General features: G+C 69.2%; 17 protein-coding genes. 6 read left to right on the forward strand and 11 right to left on the reverse strand.

The window, feature by feature from the left end:
* Nucleotides 1–142 precede the first annotated feature (142 nt).
* Nucleotides 143–1,288, reverse strand: a complete 1,146-nt coding sequence (locus OM977_RS14020; protein WP_264354534.1) for a YlbL family protein — start codon at nucleotides 1,286–1,288, stop codon at nucleotides 143–145.
* A gap of 243 nt (nucleotides 1,289–1,531) precedes the next feature.
* On the opposite strand from OM977_RS14020, the gene OM977_RS14025 reads away from it, so the two are divergent.
* A complete protein-coding gene (locus OM977_RS14025; protein ID WP_264354535.1) occupies nucleotides 1,532–2,992 on the forward strand; it encodes a zinc-dependent metalloprotease in 1,461 nt (486 codons plus the stop codon).
* Between the two features lie 99 nt (nucleotides 2,993–3,091).
* Here the strand turns inward: OM977_RS14025 and OM977_RS14030 are convergent, their stop codons facing one another.
* The 3 genes from OM977_RS14030 to nudC all read right to left on the reverse strand — a co-directional run bounded on the left by OM977_RS14030 (nucleotide 3,092) and on the right by nudC (nucleotide 7,152).
* Complete coding sequence (locus OM977_RS14030) at nucleotides 3,092–3,757, reverse strand: M48 metallopeptidase family protein (protein ID WP_264354536.1); 666 nt, start codon at nucleotides 3,755–3,757, stop codon at nucleotides 3,092–3,094.
* A complete protein-coding gene (locus OM977_RS14035; protein WP_264357430.1) occupies nucleotides 3,757–5,889 on the reverse strand; it encodes an ATP-dependent DNA helicase UvrD2 in 2,133 nt (710 codons plus the stop codon). Before OM977_RS14035 ends, OM977_RS14030 begins: the two co-directional genes overlap by 1 nt.
* Nucleotides 5,890–6,051: 162 nt before the next feature.
* Complete coding sequence (nudC, locus tag OM977_RS14040; protein WP_264354537.1) at nucleotides 6,052–7,152, reverse strand: NAD(+) diphosphatase; 1,101 nt, start codon at nucleotides 7,150–7,152, stop codon at nucleotides 6,052–6,054.
* Nucleotides 7,153–7,342: 190 nt separating this feature from the next.
* Here nudC and OM977_RS14045 point away from each other — a divergent pair, with 190 nt between their 5' ends.
* Entirely contained in the window at nucleotides 7,343–8,818 is a 1,476-nt protein-coding gene (locus OM977_RS14045) for a macrolide 2'-phosphotransferase (RefSeq protein ID WP_264354538.1), read from the forward strand.
* Here the strand turns inward: OM977_RS14045 and OM977_RS14050 are convergent.
* Genes OM977_RS14050 through OM977_RS14060 form a run of 3 tightly spaced genes read right to left on the reverse strand, consistent with a single transcriptional unit; the run spans nucleotide 8,815 to nucleotide 16,117 of the window.
* The gene (locus OM977_RS14050; protein WP_264354539.1) at nucleotides 8,815–12,369 is read right to left on the reverse strand and encodes an ATP-dependent helicase; all 3,555 of its coding nucleotides are present in this window, start codon (nucleotides 12,367–12,369) and stop codon (nucleotides 8,815–8,817) included. The genes OM977_RS14045 and OM977_RS14050 overlap by 4 nt on opposite strands.
* Nucleotides 12,366–15,704: an ATP-dependent helicase gene (locus tag OM977_RS14055; protein WP_264354540.1), complete on the reverse strand. Its 3,339-nt coding sequence runs from the start codon at nucleotides 15,702–15,704 to the stop codon at nucleotides 12,366–12,368. Before OM977_RS14055 ends, OM977_RS14050 begins: the two co-directional genes overlap by 4 nt.
* A complete protein-coding gene (locus OM977_RS14060; RefSeq protein ID WP_264354541.1) occupies nucleotides 15,701–16,117 on the reverse strand; it encodes an MGMT family protein in 417 nt (138 codons plus the stop codon). Before OM977_RS14060 ends, OM977_RS14055 begins: the two co-directional genes overlap by 4 nt.
* Before the next feature lie 137 nt (nucleotides 16,118–16,254).
* Between OM977_RS14060 and OM977_RS14065 the strand changes: the two genes are divergently transcribed.
* The 4 genes from OM977_RS14065 to OM977_RS14080 all read left to right on the forward strand — a co-directional run bounded on the left by OM977_RS14065 (nucleotide 16,255) and on the right by OM977_RS14080 (nucleotide 20,044).
* Nucleotides 16,255–16,965: a 3'-5' exonuclease gene (locus OM977_RS14065; RefSeq protein WP_264354542.1), complete on the forward strand. Its 711-nt coding sequence runs from the start codon at nucleotides 16,255–16,257 to the stop codon at nucleotides 16,963–16,965.
* A 308-nt stretch (nucleotides 16,966–17,273) separates the two neighbouring features.
* Nucleotides 17,274–18,377: a methionine ABC transporter ATP-binding protein gene (locus tag OM977_RS14070; RefSeq protein ID WP_264354543.1), complete on the forward strand. Its 1,104-nt coding sequence runs from the start codon at nucleotides 17,274–17,276 to the stop codon at nucleotides 18,375–18,377.
* Nucleotides 18,374–19,045 carry a methionine ABC transporter permease gene (locus tag OM977_RS14075; protein ID WP_264354544.1) on the forward strand — a complete coding sequence of 224 codons (672 nt, stop codon included), beginning with the start codon at nucleotides 18,374–18,376 and terminating at the stop codon, nucleotides 19,043–19,045. The genes OM977_RS14070 and OM977_RS14075 overlap by 4 nt, the downstream gene beginning before the upstream one ends.
* Before the next feature lie 156 nt (nucleotides 19,046–19,201).
* Nucleotides 19,202–20,044 (forward strand): MetQ/NlpA family ABC transporter substrate-binding protein, encoded by an 843-nt coding sequence (locus OM977_RS14080; protein ID WP_264354545.1) that lies wholly within the window; start codon nucleotides 19,202–19,204, stop codon nucleotides 20,042–20,044.
* A 114-nt stretch (nucleotides 20,045–20,158) separates the two neighbouring features.
* On the opposite strand, the gene hemL is transcribed toward OM977_RS14080, so the two are convergent.
* Genes hemL through OM977_RS14100 form a run of 4 tightly spaced genes read right to left on the reverse strand, consistent with a single transcriptional unit; the run spans nucleotide 20,159 to nucleotide 24,576 of the window.
* A complete protein-coding gene (gene hemL / locus OM977_RS14085) occupies nucleotides 20,159–21,490 on the reverse strand; it encodes a glutamate-1-semialdehyde 2,1-aminomutase (RefSeq protein WP_264354546.1) in 1,332 nt (443 codons plus the stop codon).
* Nucleotides 21,491–21,524: 34 nt separating this feature from the next.
* Nucleotides 21,525–22,655 carry an LLM class flavin-dependent oxidoreductase gene (locus OM977_RS14090; RefSeq protein ID WP_264354547.1) on the reverse strand — a complete coding sequence of 377 codons (1,131 nt, stop codon included), beginning with the start codon at nucleotides 22,653–22,655 and terminating at the stop codon, nucleotides 21,525–21,527.
* Complete coding sequence (gene hemB, locus OM977_RS14095) at nucleotides 22,655–23,635, reverse strand: porphobilinogen synthase (RefSeq protein WP_264354548.1); 981 nt, start codon at nucleotides 23,633–23,635, stop codon at nucleotides 22,655–22,657. The genes OM977_RS14090 and hemB overlap by 1 nt, the downstream gene beginning before the upstream one ends.
* Entirely contained in the window at nucleotides 23,632–24,576 is a 945-nt protein-coding gene (locus OM977_RS14100; protein WP_264354549.1) for a uroporphyrinogen-III synthase, read from the reverse strand. The genes hemB and OM977_RS14100 overlap by 4 nt, the downstream gene beginning before the upstream one ends.
* Nucleotides 24,577–24,586: the final 10 nt, after the last annotated feature.

A 24,586-nucleotide genomic window follows, 5' to 3' on the forward strand; every position in this document is an offset into this window, starting at 1 on the left:
TGAGCTGCTGGTTTTAATTATCAGTCGGTGCGGTCAAGCCGTGGTGTTGCTGCATTGTAGCGACAGCGGGCACCGCCCTGCCGGGCGGGCAATACTGTCATAGGTGCCACGAGTGGCGGCGGATCTTAGTTCCGGGGCCAGTCTAGTTGCTGGAGCAGGCCGGCAGACCGGATGTGTCGGCGCCTGACGCGGCCAGTTCGACGGCTTTCCTCGCCTCGGCCAGATTCTCCACCTTGACCACCTGCAGGCCGGCCGGAATGTGCCCGGTCACCTCATCGCAATTGGCTGCGGGGGCCAGGAACAGGGTGGCCCCGCCGGACCGGGCGCCGTACATCTTCTGGGCGACGCCGCCAATCGGGCCGACTGCGCCGTCGGGGGTGATGGTCCCGGTTCCCGCGATGTGCTTGCCCCCGGTCAGATCCCCGGGCGTGACCCTGTCGACGATCCCGAGGGCGAACATCATCCCGGCGCTGGGACCGCCGACCTTTTCGAGCGAGATCTTGACCTCGAAGGGGAACGTGAACTTGTACTGCAGCATCACGCCGAGAATGAACCGACCGGTGGCGGCCTTGGCGGGGGTGATGGCGACCGGAATACGGGTGCCGGCCCGGTCGACGGCGACCGTCACCGGCGCGCCGTTGCCCGCGGCGAGTTCCGCCTGGACGACACTCAGGGCGGTGATCGGCTTGTCATTGATGGCGACGAGGACATCGCCCTCCTGCAGCTTGCCGCTGGAGGCGGAGTCCTCCGGGAGACCTGCGACCTGCATTTTCTGCTCGAACGGGATGTTGAGTTCCTTGAGCGCCGAGGCGACCGCATTTTCCTGGGAGGTGGTCATCGCGACGGCACTCTCCTGCTGGGACTGCTCCTTGGTCACACCTTTGGGGAAGACCAGTTCCTCCGGGTACACGGCCTTGGTGCCGTCGAGCCAGGCGGAGAACGCTTCGAAGACACTGACGGGCCCGTTCGGGCCGCCGTCGACGTAGACGGTGGTGAGGTCCAGGTTGCCCGTGGCGGGAAAATTTTCGTGCCCGGTGATGCTGATGACCGGCTTGCCGCTGTCATCGCCCAGAGTGTTGAACGTGGGGCCGGGCGATTCCACCACGTACGGGACGGGCAGGCTCACCGCTGTGATGCCCAAGCCCAGCGCCAGAAGGCCCGAGACGAGCATGGCGGAGGACCGTTTGTCATTGCGGGGCGCACGCGGTCCACCGAGCAATGCCCTGCGGCCCCGCGTCTGGCCGGCCGCTGGTTCGCTGGCGGGCTGCTCGCCTTGGGTAATCGTCAATGAAGGACCTCTCCGTGCCGGCGCCCGGGACCGTGTGGAACCCGTGAACAGCGCACCGCCGCCGCAGCGGCGGCTGCTGCCTGCAAATATTCCAGCTTCTAACAGTACGCGCTCACCCGCCGCAACGGCCCGGCGAACGCGGTCTTTGCCTAGAGCGAACGGGGCACACTTTCGGCAGACAGCCCCTCTCGACGCGGGGTACCGTGAAGTTGAGAAGAAGCCACACCGACGATCGGCGGGATCATGACCTCCAACCCACTCAATCCGTCCAATGGTGACGAGGAACCCAAGGATCCGCTGGCAGAGATGCTGAAGAACCTGATGGGGGGCCAGGGCATGGGAAATATCGACCCCGCAGAACTCGCCAAGGCGGCCGGGCTCCCGGATGACCCGAACCTCCTCGCCCAGATGTTCTCCCAGGTCCAGGCAATGATGAGCGCCCCCTCCGAAGGGCCGGTCAACTGGCAGCTCGCGCATGAGAACGCGCGCCGGGTGGCCGCGAGCGGCTCCGACCCCTCCGTCACGGACCAGCAGACACGCCAGGTCGACGAGGCCCTGCGCCTCGCCGAGCTCTGGCTCGACCAGGTCACCGGGTTGCCCGCCACCGGGCTGATCGGCCGGGCCTGGTCCCGGGCCGAATGGGTCGAGGAGACCCTGGGGACGTGGAAGCGGCTGACCGAGCCGGTCGCCAACAGCATCGCCAACGCGCTGTCCTCCGCAATGACCGAACAGATGCCCGAAGAGATGAAGTCCATGATGGGCGGCGCCTCGTCGATGCTGCAGAACATGGGCGGGGCGATTTTCGGCATGCAGCTGGGCCAGGCCATCGGCGCCCTCTCCGCCGAAGTGGTCAGCTCCACGGACATCGGCGTTCCCCTCGCGGACCTCGAAATGGCGCTGCTGCCCTCGAATGTGGCGAAATTCGGGGAAGGCCTCAGCCTGCCCGAGAACGACATCCGGCTGTTCCTGGCCGTCCGGGAGGCGGCCCACGCCAGGTTGTTCGTGCAGGTGCCCTGGCTCCGGGGCCACCTGCTCGGCGCGATCGAGGCCTACGCGCGCGGCATCCACATCGACACCTCCCGGATCGAGGAACTCGCCCGGGAACTGGACCCGAGCAATCCCGAGGGCATCCAGGAAGCGCTCTCACAGGGCGTCTTTATGCCGCAGCGCACGCCGGCGCAGGAACAAGCGCTGGAGAAGCTGGAGACGGCCCTCGCCCTGGTGGAAGGCTGGGTTGATGAACTGACCTGGGCCGCCACCGAGAAGCTGCTGCCCTCGGCCGGCGCCCTTCGCGAGACCGTCCGGCGGCGCCGTGCCACCGGAGGCCCGGCCGAACATGCATTCTCTTCCCTCGTCGGCCTGGAGCTTCGTCCGCGCCGGCTCCGGGAAGCCGCCACGCTGTGGGCTTTCCTGAAGGAGGAACGCGGCGCCGAGGGCCGGGACGCGATCTGGCAGCACCCGGACCTGCTTCCGACCGCGGAGGACCTGGATGATCCGCAGGGCTTCAGCGGGCGCCGCAAGCTTGCCGAAGCGAGCGACACCGAGGTGGACGACGCGCTGCAGAAGCTGCTGAACGGCGGCTTCGATGAACCGGAGGACGCCGAAAAGCCCGGGGAAGACACCGGGGAATCCGGCGAAGCCGAACAACCGGGAGAACCCGGACCGGACGATGCCCCCGGAGAAGGCGGAAGCCCCAAGTCCTAGGAATTGAGCCGGAGAGCCCCGGCCGGAACTTCGGTTCCTGCCGGGGCTCTCCTGTGCCCGCTGTCATCCGCGCGGGCCGCGCCGCTGGCAAAGGCTGCGCTACTCGGCCGGGGCCGCCGCGTCCGGGCCGTCCACGTCGTCTTCCTCGCTTGCCGGGGTGAGGCCGCGGGACGTGGCGAAGGAGACGCCCTCGAGGAAAGCCTTGGCGCGTCCCGTTTCCGGGTAGGCCTCCAGCAGCCGCCAGAACGCGGCGTTGTGGCCGGCCACGAGCAGGTGCGCCAGTTCGTGGAGCAGCACATAGTCGATGACCCACTGCGGCATGGAACGAAGCTTGTCGGAGAGCCGGATGCTTCCGTCCGAGGGCGTCGCCGACCCCCAACGTGAGTTCTGGTTGCTGACCCAGCGGACCGACGACGGCACGGCGCGGCCGCTGAAGTACTTTGCTGACAGCTCCGCGGCGTGGCCGGCCAGGGCGGCATCGCTGCGCGGACGGCGCTTGCCGGCGCCTGGTGCTCCCCGCTCCCCCTGAAGCCGGAGCTTCTCCAGCATGCGGTGGACCCACTCGCGCTCCTGGGTGCGGGTGAAGGAAGCGGGGATGGCGACCACGGCGGTGCCGTTTTCCCAGAAGGCGGCAACTGTACGGCGACGGCGGGCCGAGCGTCGCACCTCCACGGGTGCGCCCTCGGGCGTGGTCAGCGGAACCGCCGCCGCGGCCGCGTGGGCGGGTGTCCGGTTACCCGCCCGGCCGTCCGCACCGCCGGCCATCAGAGGCTCGTGCTTTCGACGAGCACGGCCAGCACCGCTTCGCCATATTTCTCCAGCTTCGACGGACCCACTCCTGCGAGTTTGGCCAGCTCTTCCAGCGACTCGGGGCGGGCCTCGGCGATGGCCGTGAGGGTCGCGTCGGTGAAGACGACGAACGCCGGGACGTCCGCCTCGAGGGCGACGTCCTTTCGCCATTGCCGGAGCGCGTCAAAGGTCTGCTCCTCATAGCTGGGCGGGCACTGACCGCAGCGTCCCACCTTGCGTTCCGCGCCGGAGGAGAGCATGCTCCCGCAGACCCGGCACGACGCCGGAACGGCGGCCTTGCGGCGCGGCGCCGCACCCTTGCCGCGCACGGAGGAGCTGGCCACCGAATCCGGGCGCAGTCCGTCCAGGAAGCGGGACGGCTTGCGGTTGGCGCGCCCGCCCGGTGTCCGCGCGGTGGACCAGGACAGGAACAGGTGCTCGCGGGCCCGGGTAATCCCGACGTACAGCAGGCGCCGCTCCTCGTCCACGGATTCGGGGGTGTCCGCGAAGGAGATCGGCATGAGTCCTTCACTGAGCCCGACGAGGAAGACGGCGTCCCATTCGAGGCCCTTGGCGGAGTGCAGCGAGGCCAGGGTCACGCCCTGGACGGTCGGGGCGTGCTGGGCGAGGGAGCGTTCCTGAAGTTCGTTGACGAACTCGGAGAGGCTGAACTGCTCGCCGCGGCTGAGCACGAGTTCGTCGGCGAGGGCCACGAGGGCCGCCAGCGATTCCCAGCGTTCCCGGACAGCGCCGCCGCTGTGCGGGGCCGCGTCCGTGTAGCCCAGGGAGGCGACAATGTCGCGGACCAGCTGGCCGAGCGGTTCGGACGTGGCGGTTTCCGCGACGGCGCGGGTGGCGGCCCGGAGCTGGAGGATGGCGTCGCGGACTTCCTTGCGGGCGAAAAAGCGCTCACCGCCGCGGAGCTGGTAGCCGATCCCGGCCGAGGCCAGGGCCTGTTCGTACGCTTCAGACTGCCCGTTGGTGCGGAACAGCACCGCGATCTGGCTCGCGGGCGTGCCGGCGTCGAGCAGCCCTCGGACCTTAACCGCCACCGTGGCCGCCTCCGCCTCGTCGTCGGAGCATTCCGTGAACTGCGGAACCGGGCCCGCCGGACGCTGCGCCACCAGCTGCAAGGGTGTTGCCCAGGCCGCGTCCGCCACCGGACCGCCGCTGCGCCGGCCCGCCAGCAGCTCATTCGCCAGCCTCACCACCTGCGGGCTGGAACGGTAATCGCGGATCAGCTTGACCACATTTGCTTCCGGGTACATCGCCTTGAAGCCGAGCAGGTGCTTCGGGGAGGCGCCGGTAAAGGAGTAGATGGTCTGGCTGGCGTCGCCCACGACACACAGCTCATCGCGGCCGCCGAGCCACAGTTCCAGCAGCCGCTGCTGCAGCGGTGAGACGTCCTGGTACTCGTCCACGACGAAGTGCCGGTACTGCTCACGGACCGTGGCGGCGACCTTGGGGTCCTCCTGCAGGATGCCCACCGTAATCAGCAGCACATCCTCGAAGTCGATCACGTTGCGGTCTGTCTTGACGTCCTCGTAGGACTGGAAAACCCGGGCGACGGCCGTCAGGTCGAACCCGCCGGGGTTTCCGCGCGTCTGCGCATTTTCGAGGTAGTTGGCCGGGGTCAGCATGGACACCTTGGCCCATTCGATTTCGGAGGCGAGGTCCCTGATCGAGGCGCGGTCGGTACTGAGGCGGAGCCGACGCGCGGCCTCCGCGATCATCTGCGCCTTGTGGTCGAGCAGGTTCGGCAGCGCGCCGCCTACCGCCTGGGGCCAAAAGAACTGCAGCTGACGGAGTGCGGCGGCGTGAAAGGTGCGGGCCTGGACGTTCCCGACGCCGAGGTCCCGGAGCCTGCTGCGCATTTCGGCGGCGGCCCGCGAGGTGAACGTAACGGCCAGGAGCCGCTGCGGGCTGTAGACGCCTGAGTGCACGCCGTACGCGATCCGGTGGGTGATGGCGCGGGTCTTGCCGGTACCGGCACCCGCCAGCACACACATTGGTCCGTTCAGCGTGCTGGCAACTTCGCGTTGTTCGGCGTCGAGGCCGCCAAGGATGCGCTCCTCCAGGGAACGGCCGTCCGGTTCCTGGGCTGGTATGTCGCGCGGGGTTTCGGCGCCTGGAAGGAGGCCGGGAAAGGTGCTGGTGTTCACGTTCTCTGTCGTCACTTCATGCTGCTTAGTCGCTTTAGTCGCTGGTGGGTTTCGGGTAGCCGGCGGCACCGCGGGGCCACGCGATCGCTGAGGGTGTTCATCCGGACCTCATTGAGTATCCGGTCGGTCCTGGATGGTGCCGCCGTACCAGTGCTCGATGAGGGCCCGGGCAATGGACAGCCGGCTGGAGATCACGATTTCGCCGCTAAGAACCGCGTCCTGCAGTTCGCTCCTGCTGAACCAGCGCGCCCTGGTGACCTCGACGCCGTCGGGCGTGGCGGTAGTGTCCTGGGTCGTCGCGGTGAACCCGAGCATCAGCGAGGCCGGGAACGGCCAAGCCTGGGACCCGAGGTATTGGCAGGCGGTGACGCGGACGCCGACCTCCTCGCCGATCTCCCGGACCACAGCCTGCTCCAGGGACTCCCCCGGTTCAACGAAACCCGCCAGCGTGGAATAGTTCCGGGCGTCCAGGGGTCCTCCGCCGCCGAGCAGGAGCCGCCCGTCGGCGCCCACCACGGTGACAATGATGGCGGGGTCAGTGCGCGGGTAATGCTCGGAACTGTCCGTGGGGCAGCGGCGGACCCAGCCGCCGGCCTCCGGTTGGGTGGCGGTACCGCAGCGCGGGCAATGCGTGTGGCTCGCATGCCAGTTGGCGATGGCACTGGCTTCCACAAAAAGGGCAGCGTCCGTGGGGTTCAGGCGGGCAGCGACGTCCCGGAAGCCGGCCCATTGTGCCCCCGCCGGGATGCCCGCGATGTGCGACTCGAATTCCTCGGCCTTGACCTCGAATTGCCGGGGCAGGAGGAAGAGGACCAGCTGCGTTCCCGCCTCGAGGTCCGAGCCGGGCAGCGCCGAGCCCAGGTAGATCAACTGGTCCGGAGCATAGTCTGTGTCCCGCAGGTGGTCGACAAGTTCGGCCGCGTCCAGGAGGACCAGGCTGTCGCCGTCGATGAGGGCCTGCCGTCCGGAGAGCACCATGGCCCGGGCGGTGCCGGAGCCGACGAGGTCTTCCAGCATGTTCGGCTTCATCCGCGCGGCGGATCCGCGGTCGATCAGCGCGGCGCGCACGGGAAGAACGGTGTTCTGCAGGTGGTTGGCCAGGAGGCCCGGTCCCGGCGGCGTTGGCGTGCCCGACCATGATTCGTTCCTGGATGCCGGTGACGGTGCCGATGCTGCCGATGATGATGACGGTGACTCCGCAAGACTCATGTACCCACCGTACTGACTCCCGCTGACAATTGACATTTGCAGGAGGTGTTTGCGGGAGCGGTCACGTGGCCCGGTGACCGGGGGCACGCAGGGGCCGCAGCGCATGCTCTCCGCGTGCTATTTATTCCCGATCTGAAGACTCGCCGTGGTGCATCGCAGTCTTGGGCGCTGCTCAATCTACCGTGGAAGCGTGAGAAGAAAACCAATCGAACTGGCAGCTGTGGCAACCGCGGCAGTCCCCGGACTGACCCCGACCGCCGTTAGCTCTGCGCCTGACGATCCGGCGGACTTCGATTCGGCGCTCCTCCTGGACTCCGAAGGCAAGCGCTGGCGCGTCCGGTCCCCCCGGCATGCCGAAGCCAGCGCCCGGCTGGAGACGGAATTCATGGTGCTGCGGGCCTTCGCCCCCGCCATCCGCGCCGAGCTCCCCTTCCTGATGCCCACCGTCGCCGGCACCGTGCGGCAGGGACCGCTGAGCACGTTCGTGTACTCGCATTTGGGCGGGTCCACCCGCTCCGTCGAGGACCTCAGCGAGGGATCCGCCGCCCTGGCCCGGGAGATCGGGGCCGCCATGGCCGCGATCCATGATCTGCCGCACTCCCTCGTCAGCAACGCCGATCTCCCGAGCTACACGCCGAACGAGTTCCGCCAGCGCCGCCTCAACGAGCTGGACCAGGCGGCAACCACCGGCAAGATCCCGCCGCTCCTGCTCAGGCGGTGGGAACACGCGCTGGAGGACGTGTCGCTGTGGCGGTTCAACCCCTGCGTCGTCCATGGCGACCTGCACGAGGACAACCTGCTCGTCGACGGCGAGCGGGTGACCGCCGTAACAGGATGGACGGATCTGCGCATCGGCGACCCCGCGGACGACATGGCCTGGCTGGTCGCCTCGAACGACCAGGACTTCGTGGACGCTGTGCTTCAGCACTACACCTCCAGCCGGCGGGACGCCCCCGACGCCCATCTGCTCCGGCGCGCCGCCCTGTCCGCCGAATTCGCCCTGGCCCAGTACCTGGTCAAGGGTCTTTCCGCCGGGAACCAGGAAATGATTGACGAGGCCGAATCGATGCTCACGGCGCTGGCCGAGGACGTCGCGGAACACGGCGGACAGCCGATCAGTGTGGAACCGCTGCCGCAGCCGGTGGTCCCGCCCGCCCCCGACCAGCCCACGGACCCGGAGAGCATTCCGGTGCCGGCCGTGAGCAAAGTGACGCTGCTCGCGCCGGACTCGGTCTCCGGCCTGCCGGCGGTTCCGTCGAGCAGCGCGATGCCCGCCGTCCAGGTGACCCCCATCCCGCTCGACGACGTCAGCGGCAATGACGGTGGCGCCGGCAGCGCTGCGGACGAACCAGGCGACGATGTGCCCGCTGTCCCGGTCGATGCCGAAGGTGTTGTTGCCGACGACGCTACGGCCGACACCGCCGACGGGCCCGGTGGGTCCAGCGACGCCGCTGCCGACGCCGCCGACGCGCCCGGCGAGTCCAGCGAAGCCGCTGCCGACGGCACTGACTCTGCCGAGGAGCCGTCTGAGGTGGTTCAGGCCCCGCAGGCAACCGTCGTCGCCGCGGACGACACCTCGACGCAGTCCATTTCCGTGGTGGCCGCCACGCCCCCCGAGGACACCTCGACCACCGCGCTGCCCGTCGTCGAGGCCAAGCCGCGCTAGCCCTGGCCCAGGGCGGCCGCCACGATTGACTCAAGACGCTCCACTGACCCCAGGTCGTGCGGGCGGACCACCTGGTTGTCCGCCACGTAGTAGAACGCGGCGCGGACTTCGTCCAGCGGAACACCCTTGAGCCGAGACCATGCCAGCCGATAGACAGCAAGCTGAACGGCCTTGACTTTGAGCTGGCCTGCGGCCGGCCGGCGCCCGGTCTTCCAGTCCACCAAATCCCAGCCTCCGTCCGCGTCCCGGAAAACGGCATCGATCCGGCCGCGGACCACAACGTCTCCGATGCGCGTCTCCACCGGCACTTCGACATGGGCCGGTGCACGGTGGGCCCACTCCGACTGGCGGAACGTCTCCACCATCGCGTCCAGCCCGTAGGCCTCATCGATGTGGTCGTCCGAGCCGGCCGCCTCGCCGAGGTCCAGCATTCCGGCGGCGCCGAAGTACTCTTCCACCCAGGCGTGGAAGGCGGTGCCCTTGCGCGCGGACATCCCCGGTTCCCTCGGAACGGGCCGCCGCAGTCTGGCGACCACCGAGCCGGCGTCGTCTTCCAGGTCCACCAGGGTGGACGCGGAAATGTGGCCCGGCAAGTGGACATCCTGCACGACGCTCCGCCGGGAGCGGCGCTCCAGCAGCATCGCTGCCTCGCGGGCCCAGCCACCGGCCGGTCCCCGGAGGAGCCGGGGCTGTTCCCCGCTCCTGTGGGCCTCCGCCGCGCCGATCGGGTCCAGAACGGCTTCGGGCGCGCCGCCGGAGAGGGACGCCAGCACTCGTGCCGCGGCCACCTCCATGGCCGCCCGCCGCCCGGCGACGAGCCTGAGCCGCGAGCCAGTGCGCGGGTCGACCGGACCTTCGAGCGGGTCGTAGGGCCACAGCGCCAGTTCCAGTTCCGAGGTCAGCGGACTCTTCTCCGGCAGTGATTCCTCGCTGACGGACCGGGGATGGATCTCCGCGCGCCCGTCGCCGGCGAGCACCTCAAGCTCGGCCAGGAAAGGTGACATCTCCGCCATGCCCGCCCGGGATCCCACCCAGGCTGCACTGGATACCCAGAGGACATGTTTGGCGCGGGTGTAGGCCACGTAGGCCAGGCGCCGCTCCTCGGCCTCGCCGTGCACCTGGACGGCGGATTTGAACTCCTTCTCGGCGTCGAGCCAGCCCTTCTGGTCCGGCTGGTCCACGTCCCATTGCGGCAGGTCCGCCCGGTCCCCGCGCAATGGCCAGGGAAGGGCGGCGCTGCCGCTGCTCCAGCGCGAGTCGCGGCTGCTGGGAAAGGCGCCTGCATTGAGCCCGGGGACGAACACAACATCCCATTCCAGGCCCTTGGACGCATGCACGGTCAGCAATTGCACGGCCTCGTGGTTCACTTCGGGTGCGGCGGCGTCCAGGCCGTTTTCCTCGGCGGCCGCGGCCTCCAGCCAAGCGAGGAAGGCCAGCACGTCGACGCGCTGGGAGGTGAACAGGAATCCCGCTGCGGCATCCTGGAAAGCGTCCAGGTTCCGTCGCGCCTGGTGGATGCTGATGCCCGGTCGCGCGGCGACCTCGATGTCGAGGAGCATCGCGCGCTCCACCTCGCCGAGCAGCGTGGTGAGGTCGTCGCCCATGAACCCGCGCAGCTGGCGGAGTTCCGCCGAGAGGCGGTGGAGCCGTTCGAGGGCCTCGGGGGTGAGTGCGCGGCCGTGGCGGGAAACCCAGCCTTCGCGCGGCAGCCAGTCCAGTGCTTCGATCAGGCTGGCGGCATCTGTGAGGTCGCCCTCGATCACCGTTTCATCCGCGCCGGTGTCGGCGTCGGCGTCGTCCGCGTCGGGGCTGCCGGGGCGTCCCCGGCGCCGGGCCAGGAAACGGGACCAGTCGGAGAAGGCCATCAGGTCGGCCGGCCCGATCCGCCAGCGCGCTCCGGCCAGCAGCCGCATCAGGGCGTCCGACCGCCCCGGATCGGCCAAGACCCGCAAGGTGGCAACCAGGTCCACTATTTCGGGCGTGTCCAGCAATCCGCCGAGTCCGACGATCTCGTACGGGATGCCCCGCTGCTCGAATTCACGGCGGACGCACTCCATCTGCGCCCGTCGCCGGCACAGTACCGCCATCGCGGGGGGCTCGGGATGCGCCGCCGACGACTCGAAGTCCGTTACCCGAAACTTCAGCACGTCGCCGGCGATGGCCGCGGCTTCATCCTCGTCCGTGGCAAAGCGGCCCATCACCACCCGGCCCTGGACCGCGGCCGGGCTCGGCTGCAGGGGCGGCACTTCGACGGTTTCGGCGGTGTCCCGCGCGCCGGCGGCTCCCGCATGGGCGGCTGCCTGGCTGAGCGGTCCCGAAATGACGTTCGCGGCCGAGAGGATGTTCCGGCCGTTGCGCCACGCGGTGGTGAGGTACGACGTCGGCGCCACGGCGAAGCGGGGCGCTCCGGCGTTCCGGTCCGCCTCGCCTTCGGCGCTTCCGGTGGCCTCATCGGCGCCTTCGGCGGCGCCGATCCGGAGCGGGAACTCCCGGACAAAATGGAACAGCTGCCCCGCGGACGCCCCGCGGAAGCCGTAGATTGACTGGTTCGGGTCGCCCACCGCGGTCACGGCGTGGCCGTCGCCGAAGAGCCGGGAGAAGAGCACCAGCTGGGCGTGGGAGGTGTCCTGGAATTCATCCAGCAGCACCACCTTGTAACGCTGGCGCTCGGTTTCCGCGGCGACCGGGATTTCGTTCGCCACCCGCGCCGCCAGGGACACGAGGTCGCCGAAGTCCAGTGCGCCGCGGGCACGTTTGGCCTCGGAGTAGCGTCCCACCATGTCCGCAACGCTGGCCCGGGTGCGGAGCAGGGCGCTGAGCTCGCCCGCGGCCTGGCTCGGGTTCTTCTTGGCCGTGGCGAGGTAGGGCAGGGATTCGAACTCCGCCACCCGTTCCAGCAGCCAGCCGCGCACCCCGGCAGGGTCCTGCAGGTGCTCAGCGCATTCCCCGGCGAGCTGGATCACCGCTTTGACCAAGGTGGACTTGGCTGCGCGGAAATGCTCGTACTCGCCGTCGAACGCCTCCACCACCTCGCTGGCCAGCTGGAAGGACTGGGCACCGCCGAGCAGCACAACGTCGCGTTCCACGCCGAGCCGGAGACCGTAGTCGGACACGATTCCACTCGCGTAGGAGTGGTAGGTGGAGACCTTGGGCTCAAGTGCGTCGGTACTGAGTAGGCCGGCCGGAAAGACCTGGTTCGCGGAGTCCTCGGCGGCGATCCGCTGCAGCGCGGCCAGCTTTGCGCGGATGCGGGTGGCGAGCTCGCCGGCGGCCTTGCGGGTAAAGGTCACGCCGAGGACTTCCTCGGGCCGGACCCAGCCGTTGGCCACGAGCCAGACGACACGGTCCGCCATGGTTGCCGTCTTTCCAGAGCCTGCACCGGCAATGACCAGGCGGGGTGCCAGGGGGGACGAAATAATCAGGGATTGTTCCGGCGTCGGGCTGTTCTTCTCCCCCAGCATCGCGGAGAGTTCCTCGGGACTGAACCTGGGGACGGGAAGGGGTGCCGGAAGCACCGCCTGCCGGGGTGGCGGCGTTGCCTCGGTGGTCATTCGGTAACCTGCTTTCCACGTGCGCACAGCGGACAGACCTCGGGCAGCCGGCAGCCGTGGCCGCCGTGCCCGCTCTTGGACGGGTCGTGACGCGCTTCGAAGGTGGTGCCCGACATCACGCGCGCGGCGTCGCCCACCATGTCCAGCGCCCAGTTCTCCGCCGGCTCCAGTGCTGCCTGGGCCTGGATGCCCGGGCTTTTGGTGGTGGTCCCGAGCTGGGCCAGGACGGCACCGCCCGGAAGTGGGGGCGGACCGTCGTCAGGGCCGGCAAAGCCTCCTGCCAGGACGGCGGCCTGGTAGGCGCCCAGCTGCGGGTGCCGCTCCAGGTCGGCTTTGCCGGGCTGGCGTTTCCCGGTCTTGAGGTCCACGACGACCAGTCGGCCTTCGGCGTCGATCTCCAGCCTGTCAACCTGGCCGCGCAGCACGGCCGGGCGGGCCGGCCAGCGCTCACCTGCGTCGCCGCTGCCCGTGCTGTGTTCCGGGGAGTCCGGTGCGACGTCGGGCAGCTTCACCTCGAAATCCTGCTCGACGCCGACCAGGCTGCGGCCTTCGGCGCGCATGAGCAGCACGTATTGTGCCAGCTTCCGCACCATGGCTTCGGCGCGCTGGAAGTCGAGCCTGCCTTCCCAGTTGTCCTTCATCCCGAGCGCCGGCCAGCGGCGCACCAGTTCGGCTACGTATTCATTGCCCGAGGCGTCCGGCAGGTCCTGCGCGATGGCGTGCACGAGAGTCCCGAGGCTGCGGGCGAAATCGGTCGCCGCCTCGCCTCCTGCAGCCTGGACGAACCAGTCCAGCGGCGATTTCTGCACCGTTTCAACCTTCGACGGTGAGACGTAGACGGTGCCGCCCGGCGGCACGACGGGCGCATCGGAGGACAGCGGCGGAAGACCCCACCAGCTGCCGGGATGTGCCCCGGGCACGGGAGGTTCCGCGGCAGCCAGGGCGCCCAGCACGGCGGTCGCCTCGGCAGCCTCGGGAGCGTCCAGCTGGGCATGCTGGCGCAGTTCCGCCACGAGGGCGCGCAGGGTCAAGGGCCGTTCCACCGGGGTGAAGCCTCGCCGGTCCTGGTCCGGGTGCAGGGGCGCCACATAGTCCAGGAACGAGGAGGGCTGCTCGTCTTCCGAGGAAACGGCGGTGCAGATCAACTCCTGCCGGGCCCGCGAGACCGCGGTGGAAAAGCTCCGCAGCTCGTCGTAGCGAATTTCCCGCAGCCTGCTGAGCGGGTCCAGCTGCAGCGCATACGCCACCCCGTGTTCGACCGCGTCCGCAAACAGGGTGCTGCCCAGCAGTTCTCCACGGAGCCTGGTGTTGGGCCAGACGCCCTCCTGAAGTCCCGGAACGATCACAACCGGCCATTCCCGTCCGGCGGAGCTGGCGGGGGTCATGAGTTCCACGGCGTCCTCCAGCTGCGCCCTCGCCGCCAGGGTGTCCATGGGCAGTTCCTGGCTAAGCAGGTACTCGAGGAACTGTTCGGGACCTGAGCCGGGAAGCTGGTCCACGTAGCGCTCGGCGGTGTGGAACAACGCCATCATGGCATCGAGATCCCGGTCGGCGCGGGCTCCGGCGGCTCCCCCGGCCAGCGCAGACTCAGTCCACCGTGAAGCGAGGCCGGTGGAGCTCCAGAGTGCCCACAGTACCGTTTCGGCATTGCCGCCGGGCGCCTGCGCGGCTTCCCTGCCGGCGTGGATCATCCGGGCAATCCGGCGTGCGGAGTACCCCTCGATGCCGAGCGTGGCCAGTGCCCCTGGCTCCAGCAGGGCCTCGACGAGGAGGGCGTCGCTGGTGCGGCCGCCACCTCCGAGGATTTCCTCGCGGCGCAGCGACTGCCGAAGCCGGCGCAGTTCAATCGACGTGGCGCCGCCGATCCGTGACGTCAGGAGGGCCACCGCCGCCTCGGGAGTCAGCACAGCCGGATCCAGCACCACGGCGTAGGCGTCGAGCAGGGGCCGGACGGCGACTTCGTCGCGGACGGCGGATTCAGCCACCGGGATCCGGACGGGGATGCCCTGGCCCGAGAGGTACCGCTGCAGTTGTCCGAGCTGGCCGCCGTTGCGGACGATCACGGCGATCTCGCCCAATTCCCGGCCGTCGTTCAGCTGGGCTTCGAGGATCCGCTGCGCCACGTAGCGCAGTTCGTGGACCGGGGACGGCAGCAGGTGCGCCTCGACCCGGCCGGCGCCGAGGTGCCCCGGTTCCGGACGGGCCGCTTCCAGGCCGGCGGCGGGGGCGGGACCGCTGCCGGTACCCGTCGCTGCGTTCGGGCCGGGCTGCTCGAGCCGGCGCGCGGACTGCCCACCCGCCCGGCGGGAGATGCGCCCGGCTACCGAGAGCCAGGCCTCCGCCACGGCGGGAGTGTGGCGGTGCGCCGTCGAGAGCGGGCGTTCGAGGACGGCTCCGCCAGCGGGCGCAAGCAGCCGCGGCAGCTCGGCCACGAGATCCGGGCGGGCGCCGCGGAAGCCCTGAACCACCGTGTCCGGAGAGAAGGTGATGAGGGAATCCTTGCCGGCTGCAATATCCGCGAGCAGTTCGAACACGGCAGGGTTCGCTTCCTGGATATCATCCACCAGCACCAGCTGCAGCCGGGCGCGCTCGGCCGCCAGGAAGTCCGGGGCGTCCTGGAAGATCTGGCGGGCTGCGGTGATGATGCCCGCCGGGTCAAAAGCCTCGGGCATCCGCAGGTCCAGGACGTCACGGTATTCGGAATACAGTGCGGCCGCGGCCACCCAGTCCGGCCGGTGGCAGCGCGCCGCCAGGACCACCAGATCCTCGGCCGTGCGCCCGGATTCGATGATCCGGTCAAAGAGCTGGCGGACCTCCTGCCGGAACCCCCGGGTCTGCAGGGCGGCGCCCAGGTCTTCCGGCCAGGGCAGCTCGAGTCCGGGCCGGGCATGGCCTTCGAGGAGCTCCTTGATGATCAGGTCCTGCTCCGGGCCGGACAGGAGCTTCGGGGGACGCGGCAGGGGCAGGATGCCTTCGGCCTTGGCACGCCGGATCAGATCAAAAGCGTAGGACGCCCAGGTGCGGGCCGGCGTCGTACTCAGGCTCCGGTCCAGCCGCGCCGTGAACTGGTCCCTCAGCGTGTCCGCGGCGAGCCGTCCCGGGGCCAGGATCAGCATCCGCTCCGGGTCCAGGCCGTCGCGCCGGGCGCGGCGCACCGCGGCCTCCACGAGAACGGTGGACTTGCCGGTGCCCGGGGCTCCAGGGACGAGGACGGGCCCGGAACCATGCGGGACGTCAACGGCGGCGCGCTGGTCCGCCGAAAGACACGGAACGGTGGTGTGCTGTTTGCGGGGCGGAAGCAGGCGGAGAGTGGGGTTCTGGCTGGAGGTGCTCACACGGTCATTTCATCATCGGGCGCCGACATTTTATGCCGCCTACGTTCGAGCCCTTCGGCGATCGCGTCAATCCGGTCGAAGTCACCGTCGGAAGGCGCCCACCGCGCCGACATCAGGTCGACACGCCACCGCCCTTCGCCGGTGCGGAGGTACTCCGCGTAGCTTCCCAGCAGCGGGGTACCTTCCAGGACGTACAACGCCAACGCCTCGCGCTCATGACCCGGCGGGGCATCTCCGCTGGCCTTCAGGACGCGCCACCAGGGCGCCGAACTGCCGTGGTGGCTCAAAACGGACCCGACCTGCCGGGCGCCGCCGGAACCCAGGAGTTCTGCCACGTCGCCGTACGCCACCGCGGTGCCTGCGGGGATCAATGCCACAAGTTCCAGCACCGCCTCCACATACTCCATCCGCATGACTCAAGCCTAGCCGGGCAGGCGCCCTGTCTGCTCGGCACCGGCCGGTCCGGTCCTGGCCGGGGCCTTCAACGGACCCGCGCCGCGGCCGGCGCGGGTGGCGCATTACTGTCGGTGGCAGCAGGTAGCGTTGACGCATGACCACTTGGAACACCCTCCCCCGCGCAGCCTTCGACCTTGAAACTACCGGCCGGAACTCGCGCTCGGCCAGGATCGTCACCGCGTCGGTCACCGTGGTGGATTCCCACGGCGGGATCATCAAGGAACATGAATGGCTTGCCGATCCGGGCGTGGAGATCCCCACGGAGGCCAGTGACATCCACGGCGTCACCACTGAAAAGGCCCGCAGCGAAGGCCGGCCGGCCGCGGACGTGACACGGGAACTGGCGGCCGTGCTCCAGGAACTGTTCGACACCGGCGTGCCCGTGATCGCCTTCAACGCCAGCTACGACTTCACTGTGCTCGCCGCCGAATCGGCCCGGTACGGGGTGCCTCAGCTGAGCCGCTTCCCGGTGCTGGACCCCTACGTCATGAACAAACAGGTGGACCGCTACCGCAAAGGCAAGCGCACCCTGACCGCCCTCTGCGAGGAGTACGGCGTCAACCTGGACAACGCCCACACCTCCGCGGCGGACGCCCTCGCCACCCTGCGCGTGCTCGATGCCATGGCCGGGAAGTTTCCGAAGCTGAGGATGCCGGCCAGCCACCTGCACCAGCTGCAGGTCGATTGGGCCTCCGCCCAGGCCACGGATTTCCAGACGTACCTGCGCAAGACCAAGCCAGCCGCCGTGATCGAAGGCGACTGGCCCGTGCTTCCCCCGGAAGATGCCAGCCGCGGGGACTTCTAGCCCAGCGCGCGCTGGCTGCGGCCCAGCGAGCCCGGCTCCTGGTCCTCCCCCCGGGGGCCGCTGGGACGGAGATCACAGGGCGTTCCCGGCGCCCGCGCGCGGGAAGGGCAGGGCAGGGATTCCGCACAGCCCGGCCTGCCACCGCCGCCACGTGGCCGAGGTCCTCCAGGTTCCGAATATTCGGTACCGTTCCCGGCGAATATCTGAATTTTCTGCGTAAGTGGCTGCCGAATCGCGGCGCTGACATAATTTAGTTCAGACGCGTGCGTGTGTTATGCCGCGCCCAATCCCCAAACGCCAGAGGATCAATGATCACAGTTACCGACCTTCGCAAGGTCTACCGGCAGGGCAAGAAGGAAGTGGTGGCCCTCGACGGCGTCACTCTTTCGGTGCCGAAGGGGTCCATCCACGGCATCATCGGCCACTCCGGCGCGGGCAAGTCGACCCTTGTCCGCTGCCTGACCCTGCTGGACCGCCCGACGTCCGGCTCCGTCAGCATTGACGGGACCGAACTCAGCTCGGTCCGGGACTCGGAGATCCGCGCTGCCCGCCGCCGCATCGGCATGGTGTTCCAGCACGCCAACCTGATGGACTCCCGGACCGCGGCCGGCAACGTGGCCCACCCGCTCGAACTCGTGAAAACCCCGAAGGACCAGATCCGGAGCAGGGTCGCCGAACTCCTGAAGCTCGTGGGGCTGGAGGGCTTCGAGGACGCCTACCCGTCGCAGCTGTCCGGGGGTCAGCGCCAGCGTGTTGGCATCGCCCGCGCCCTTGCCTCGGACCCCGACGTGCTGCTCTGCGACGAGCCCACGTCCGCACTGGACCCCGCCACGACGGATGAGATCCTGGACCTGATCCAGGAGCTGACCCGCCGTCTGCAACTCACCGTGCTGATTATCACGCACGAAATGAACGTCGTGAAGCGCGTCTGCGAGTCCGTGTCCCTGCTGTCCCGGGGCCGGATCATTGAACACGGCGCCCTGCGCGACGTGGCCGGCGACCTGGACAGCATGCTTGCCCGCGCCCTGCTGCCGCTCCCGGCGTCGGAGCCACTGCCCGGCGCGCTGCAGGGCGGCCCCGCCTTGGAGATCCTGTTCTCCGGCGACAGCGCCAAGGAGCCGGTGCTGACGGGCGTTGCGCGGCACTTCGACATCGACATCAACGTCCTGGCCGGCAGCGTCGAGACTTTGGGCGGCCAGCAGTTCGGCCACCTTCGCGTGCAGCTGGCCGAGAACGCCGACGTCGACGCCGTGCTGCGCTACCTCCACGACCGCGGCATCGCGGCCAAGCGCGCCGCGCCGGCCGCCGCCGCGGAGCCCGCATTCCCGGACTCCGAGACCGACCTGCCGGATTCCGGCGCTCCTCTCCCGAATTCTGTCCTCCTCCGCGGGGAACAGGGAGGCCTCTCATGAACGACATTTTCAGCAACCCCGTCCTGGTCAAGGCACTGCCGGAGGCCATCGTCGAGACCCTCCAAATGGTCGGTATCTCCGCGTTCTTCACGGTCCTGGTCGGCCTTCCGCTGGGCGTTTTCCTGCACGTCTCCGCCCCGGGCGGGCTGCGGCCGATGCCGGTGACCAACCGCGTCCTGAGCGATGTGATCGTCAACATCACCCGGTCCATCCCGTTCGCCATTCTGATGGTCGCCCTCATTCCGCTGGCCCGGGCCCTGACGGGCACCAGCCTCGGTCCGGTGGCCGCGTCGGTGTCCCTGTCGATCGGCACCATTCCGTTCTTCGCCCGGCTCGTGGAAACCTGCCTGCGCGATGTGCACCACGGCAAGATTGACGCGGCCCAGGTGATGGGCTCCACGAACATGCAGGTCATCAGCAAGGTGATGCTGCGTGAATCCCTGCCCGCCCTCGTCGCGGCCACCACCACCACGGTGGTCACGCTCGTCGGCTATTCCGCCATGGCCGGCCTGGTCGGAGGCGGAGGCCTCGGCAAGCTGGCGTACAACTACGGCTTCCAGCGCTTCGACGTCACGGTCATGCTCGTCACCATCGTGCTGATCATCGTCCTGGTTCAGGTCATCCAACTGGTGGGCGAGCGGATATCCCGCAGCCTCGATCACCGCTGACGTCCGGCTCCAGCGACTGCACACCGCGGCCCGGTCCGGCCCGGCCGGACCGCCGTCCTCCAAACCATCACCCTGCAGCGGGTAGCCGCCCTCTGCATCTGCACGGATCACGGCGTCGACGTCGTGATTCCAGCTACTTCGAAAGGAACGCATCCGATGCGTAAGTCACTTACCCTCCTGGCCACCGGCATTGTCACTGCCCTGACATTGACGGCTTGCGGTGGCTCGTCCACCCCCAGCGCCGAGGTCAAGACCCTTGACCCTGCCAACCCGGTCACCCTCTCCGTCGGCGCCAGCCCCGTCCCGCAGGCGAAGATCCTGGAGTTCATTAACCAAGACCTCGCCCCGAAGGCCGGCCTCAAGCTGGACATCAAGGAGATCGAGGATTACCAGACGCCGAACACGGCACTAAGCGACGGCTCACTGGACACCAACTACTACCAGCACCTGCCGTGGTACGAGGACCAGGTGAAGACCAAGGGCTACAAGTTCGGCCACGGCGAGGGCATCCACATCGAGCCGTACGCCGCATTCTCGGAAAAGGTCAAGGACATCAAGGACATCCAGGACGGCGCCAAGGTGGCCATCACGAATGACCCGTCCAACCAGGTCCGTGCCCTCAAGGTCCTCCAGGTCGCCGGCCTGGTGAAGGACATCAAGGACGACACTTCCGTGCTGACCCTCAGCGATGAGCAGAACCCCAAGAAGCTGAAGTTCTCGGAGAACCAGCCCGAACTGCTGATCAACGACCTCAAGGACCCCTCCGTGGACCTGGCCCTGATCAACGGCAACTTCATCCTCAAGGCCGGCCTGAGCACCCAGAACGCCCTGGCCGTGGAGTCAGTGGAGAACAACCCCTACGCCAACTTCCTGGCCTGGCGCGAGGATTCCAAGGATGACGTCCGGATCAAGAAACTCGACGAGCTCCTGCACTCCCCCGAGGTCAAGGCCTTCATCGAGAAGGAATGGCCCAACGGAGACGTGACCGTCGCCTTCTAGGCCCGGTGGTCTTGAACCGTTAAACTCCTAGGGCACCCGCCGCGGCGGGTGCCCTAGGAGTTTAAGGACGACGACGACGACGAGGACGACGACGCCGCCGGAGCGGTCCGGCCGTTACGCCTCCGCTGCCGCGGCGGCCTTTGCCGCGGCGGGCAGGGCGTCGAAGATCCGGTTCATCGCGGCGTCGTCGTGCGCTGCGGAGAGGAACCACGCCTCGAAAACGGACGGCGGGAGGTAGACGCCGGAGTCCAGCATGGAATGGAAGAACGGCGCATACCGGAAGGACTCCTGGCCCTGGGCGTCAGCGTAGTTGCGGACGCCGCGGGCGGAGGTGCCGAAGGCCACCGAGAACAGGTTCCCGGCACGCTGGATCGAGTGGTCCACGCCGGCCGTGTCCAGCGCCGAGGACAGCGCTGCGGAGAGCTCCAGTGACCTTGCGTCCACGAAGGAGTAGACCTCCGGGGTCGCGTGGGTCAGTGTCGCGACGCCGGCGGCCATGGCCACCGGGTTCCCGGACAGCGTGCCGGCCTGGTAGACCGGGCCCACGGGGGCGAGGTAGTCCATGACCTCCGCGCGTCCGCCGAGGGCCGCGGTCGGCATCCCGCCGCCGATGACCTTGCCGAAGGTCAGCAGGTCCGGCGTCCAGGGCTGGTCCGCGCCGGCGGCGCCCCCGGTGAGTCCCCAGTAGCCGGAGTAGCCGGTGCGGAAGCCGGTCAGGACCTCGTCGAGGATCAGCAGGGCCCCGTGCTCGCGCGTGATCCGGGCCAGCCCTGCGTTGAAGCCCTCGCCGGGCGTGACGACGCCCATGTTGGCGGGCGCGGCCTCGGTGATCACGGCGGCAATGTTCGGGCCGTGCGTGGCGAAGGCGGCTTCGACGGCGCCGAGGTCGTTGTAGGGCAGCACGAGGGTTTCGGCGGCCGTCGCGGCGGTGACGCCGGCAGAGCCCGGCAGCGCCAGGGTGGCGACACCGGAGCCGGCCGCGGCGAGGAGCCCGTCGAGGTGGCCGTGGTAGCAGCCGGCAAACTTGATGATGAGGTCCCGGCCGGTGAAGCCGCGTGCCAGCCGCACGGCGGTCATGGTCGCTTCGGTTCCGGTGGACACCATCCGGACCCGCTCCGCGGCAGGAACGCGTTCCTGAACGATCGCGGCGAGGTTGGCCTCATCGGGCGTCGAGGCGCCGAAGGACAGCCCGCGGTCGACGGCGGCGTGGACCGCCGCGAGGACCGCCGGGTGGGCGTGACCCAGCAGCGCCGGACCCCAGGAGCAGACAAGGTCGACGTATTCGGCCCCGTCCGCGTCGGTCAAATAGGGGCCTTTGGCGGAGACCATGAACCGCGGCGTCCCGCCGACGGAGCCGAAGGCGCGCACGGGCGAGTTCACGCCGCCGGGCATCAACTGGCGGGCACGGTCGAAGAGTTCCTCGTTGCGAGGGCTGCTGGAAGTCATGGTTCCTATTCTTTCAGGTGCTTTCACTGTTTTTTCAGCTGCCTGCGCCGGCTGCTGCGGTGCCCGGGGCGGCCCCGGCCAGCACGTCGGCCACACGGGGCGCCACTTCCGTGCCGAAAAGTTCAATGGACCGCATCATGGCGGCATGCGGCAGCGTGCCGTTGCTGTATTTCAGGTCGAAGCGGTCCACGCCGAGGTTCTTCTTGAGCAGCACGATCTTCGCGGCGACGGTCTCCGGCGACCCCACGTACAGGGCACCCTCCGGCGTGCACATCGCGTCGAATTCGCTCCGGTTGCCCGGTCCCCAGCCGCGCTCGGAACCGATCCGGTTACGCTGCGCGAGCCAGTGCGGGAAGAACTCCTCCCTCGACTCCTCATCGGTGGCGGCAACGTGGCCGGGTGAATGGGTGGCCATCTGCTGCATCGGGTGGCCGTATTTGGCCATCGCTTCGCGGTAGAGGTTGGCCAGCGGCGCGAACGCCCGGGGTTGTCCGCCGATGATGGCGAAGATAATCGGGTAGCCGTACTCGGCGCAGCGCAGCACCGACTCCGGGGTTCCGCCGACGCCGATCCAGGCCGGCAGCAGGTGGTGTTCCAGCGGCGGGTAGACGCTCAGCCCGCTGATGGCGGGCCGGGTGCGGCCTTCCCAGTGCACGGGATTCTGTGCCCGGACCTTGTCGAAAAGCTCAAGCTTTTCCTCGAACAGGACCTCGTAGTCCGCCAGGTCTAGCCCGAACAGGGGGAAGGATTCGATGAAGGAGCCGCGGCCCAGCATGACCTCCGCGCGGCCGTTGGCGATGGCATCCACGGTGGCGAAGCGCTGGAAGACCCGGATGGGGTCATCCGAGCTGAGCACCGTCACGGCCGAACCGAGCCGGATATTCCGGGTTCGTGACGCCGCGGCGGCGAGGAACACCTCCGGCGCGGAGACGGCAAAGTCCCGGCGGTGGTGCTCTCCCACGGCGAAGGCGTGCAGCCCGACCTCATCGGCGAGCTCGGCCTGTTCCAGGAGCTGGCGCAGCACCTGGGCGTGCGGGATGGGGTGCCCGTCCGGGAACACACCGACGTCGCCGAAGCTGTTCAGGCCCAGCAGGATGCGCCCGGGTCCCACCGGCGCGGTGGGGTTTGCCATGAACTCCGGGTCCGGCACGGATGCAGCACTCATCAGGACTCCTTCAGCCAGCCGGCGAGTTCGCTGGCCCAGTACGTCAGCACCATGTTGGCGCCGGCCCGCCTGATGCCCAGGACGGACTCGGTGATCGCGGCGCGCCGGTCGATCCAGCCGTTGGCCGCCGCGGCTTCGATCATCGCGTACTCGCCCGAGATCTGGTAGGCAGCGACCGGCACGGGGCTCATGGCGGCGACGTCGGCCAGAATGTCGAGGTAGCTCATGGCTGGTTTCACCATGACCATGTCGGCCCCCTCGGCGAGGTCCAGTTCCACTTCGACGATGGCTTCGCGGCGGTTGGCGGCCTCCATCTGGTAGGTGCGGCGGTCACCCTTCAGCTGCGAGTCGACGGCTTCGCGGAAAGGGCCGTAGAACGCCGAGGCGTATTTGGCGGCGTAGGCCACGATTGCGGTGTTGGCGTGACCGGCGTCCTCCAAGGCCTGCCGGATGACGGCGACCTGGCCGTCCATCATGCCGGAGGGGCCCAGGACGTGGGCTCCGGCCTCCGCCTGCGCCACCGCCATCTGCCCGTAGATTTCGAGGGTGGCGTCGTTGTCCACATAGCCGTTGGCGTCGAGGACACCGCAGTGGCCGTGGTCCGTGAATTCGTCAAGGCAGACATCGCTCATGACCACGAGCTCGTCGCCGACCTCGGCCCGGACGTCCCGGATGGCCTTGTTGAGTACTCCGTCGGGGTCGAGCGAGGCCGTGCCGGTAGCGTCCCGGACTTCGGGGACGCCGAACAGCATGATGCCGCCGACGCCCAGCCGCACGGCGTCGGCGGCGGCACGCTTGAGCGAATCCGTGGTGTGCTGCTGCACGCCCGGCATCGAGGCGATGGGGTTCGGCTCCGCCAGGCCCTCGCGGATAAAGGCCGGCAGCACCAGCTCCGCGGCCGAGAGGCGGTGTTCGGCGGTGAGCCGGCGCATGGCGGGCGTTGTGCGGAGGCGGCGGGGACGGTGGGTCGGAAAGCTCATGCTGGGTCCTTTGCGGTGGGCTCTGCGGCTGTCGGATGCGATGTTGAAGGAGCTGGCAACGTTGCGAGGGACTCGACGACGGCGGCCACCAGGCCCGACGCTGTCGGCTCCTCGGCGACGGCGGCGACAGTAAGTCCGAGCGAGTCCGCCTCGGCCGCCGTCGAACGCCCGATCGCGACGAAACGGCACGCTCCCAGCGGTGCGAGGTCGGCGTGGATGCGGCGGGCCGCGCTGGGCGAGGCGGCGACGACGGCCTGCAGGCGGCTGGCGGCGATTTCGGCTCGGGCTTCGGTGGCGGTGAGCACGGTGGCGGCCGGGCCGGTGCCGGTTGCGCCCGGGACGGGAGGGCAGGCGGGCAGGCGGCGGCCGGGATCGGCCGGGTAGTCCACGGTGTGGTAGGCGGTGACCGCCTGGACGAACGCGCCCCGGGCGGCAAGACCACGCCGGAGCCGGGCGTCGGCGATATCAGCCTGTGGCAGCAGCACAGAGCCCTGGCCCTCCGGCCAGATTTCGAGCAGGCCGGCGCCGGACTGGCGGCCGGTCGGGGCGAGGTCGACGGCGATTCCCCGCGCCTCGAGCACCCGCCTGGTGGCCGGTCCGATCGTGGCCACCTGGACGCTGCCGGGCAGCCAGCTGCCCAGCTCCACGCCGCGCTCGGCCGCCTTGGCCTCGAGCGCCTGGACGGCGGTCACGCTGCTGACCACGAGCCAGGTGTAGGCGCCGGCCCCGAGGGCATCGAAGGCGACGTCCAAGGAATGCTGGTCGCGGGCAAGTTCGAAGTCGATCAGCGGCAGCAGCAGCGGATCGGCGCCGACCTGGCGCAGGGCCGAGACGAGTTCCCCGGCCCTGTCAGGGGTGCGGGCCACAAGGACCCGGGCGCCCTCGGGCACCCTCATCGCCGGTGGCCCGCCCGTGTCCTTGCGGCCGCTGTACGCTCCCATGAACCGTTGA

The organism is Pseudarthrobacter sp. MM222 (genome assembly GCF_947090775.1).
Taxonomy (GTDB): domain Bacteria; phylum Actinomycetota; class Actinomycetes; order Actinomycetales; family Micrococcaceae; genus Arthrobacter.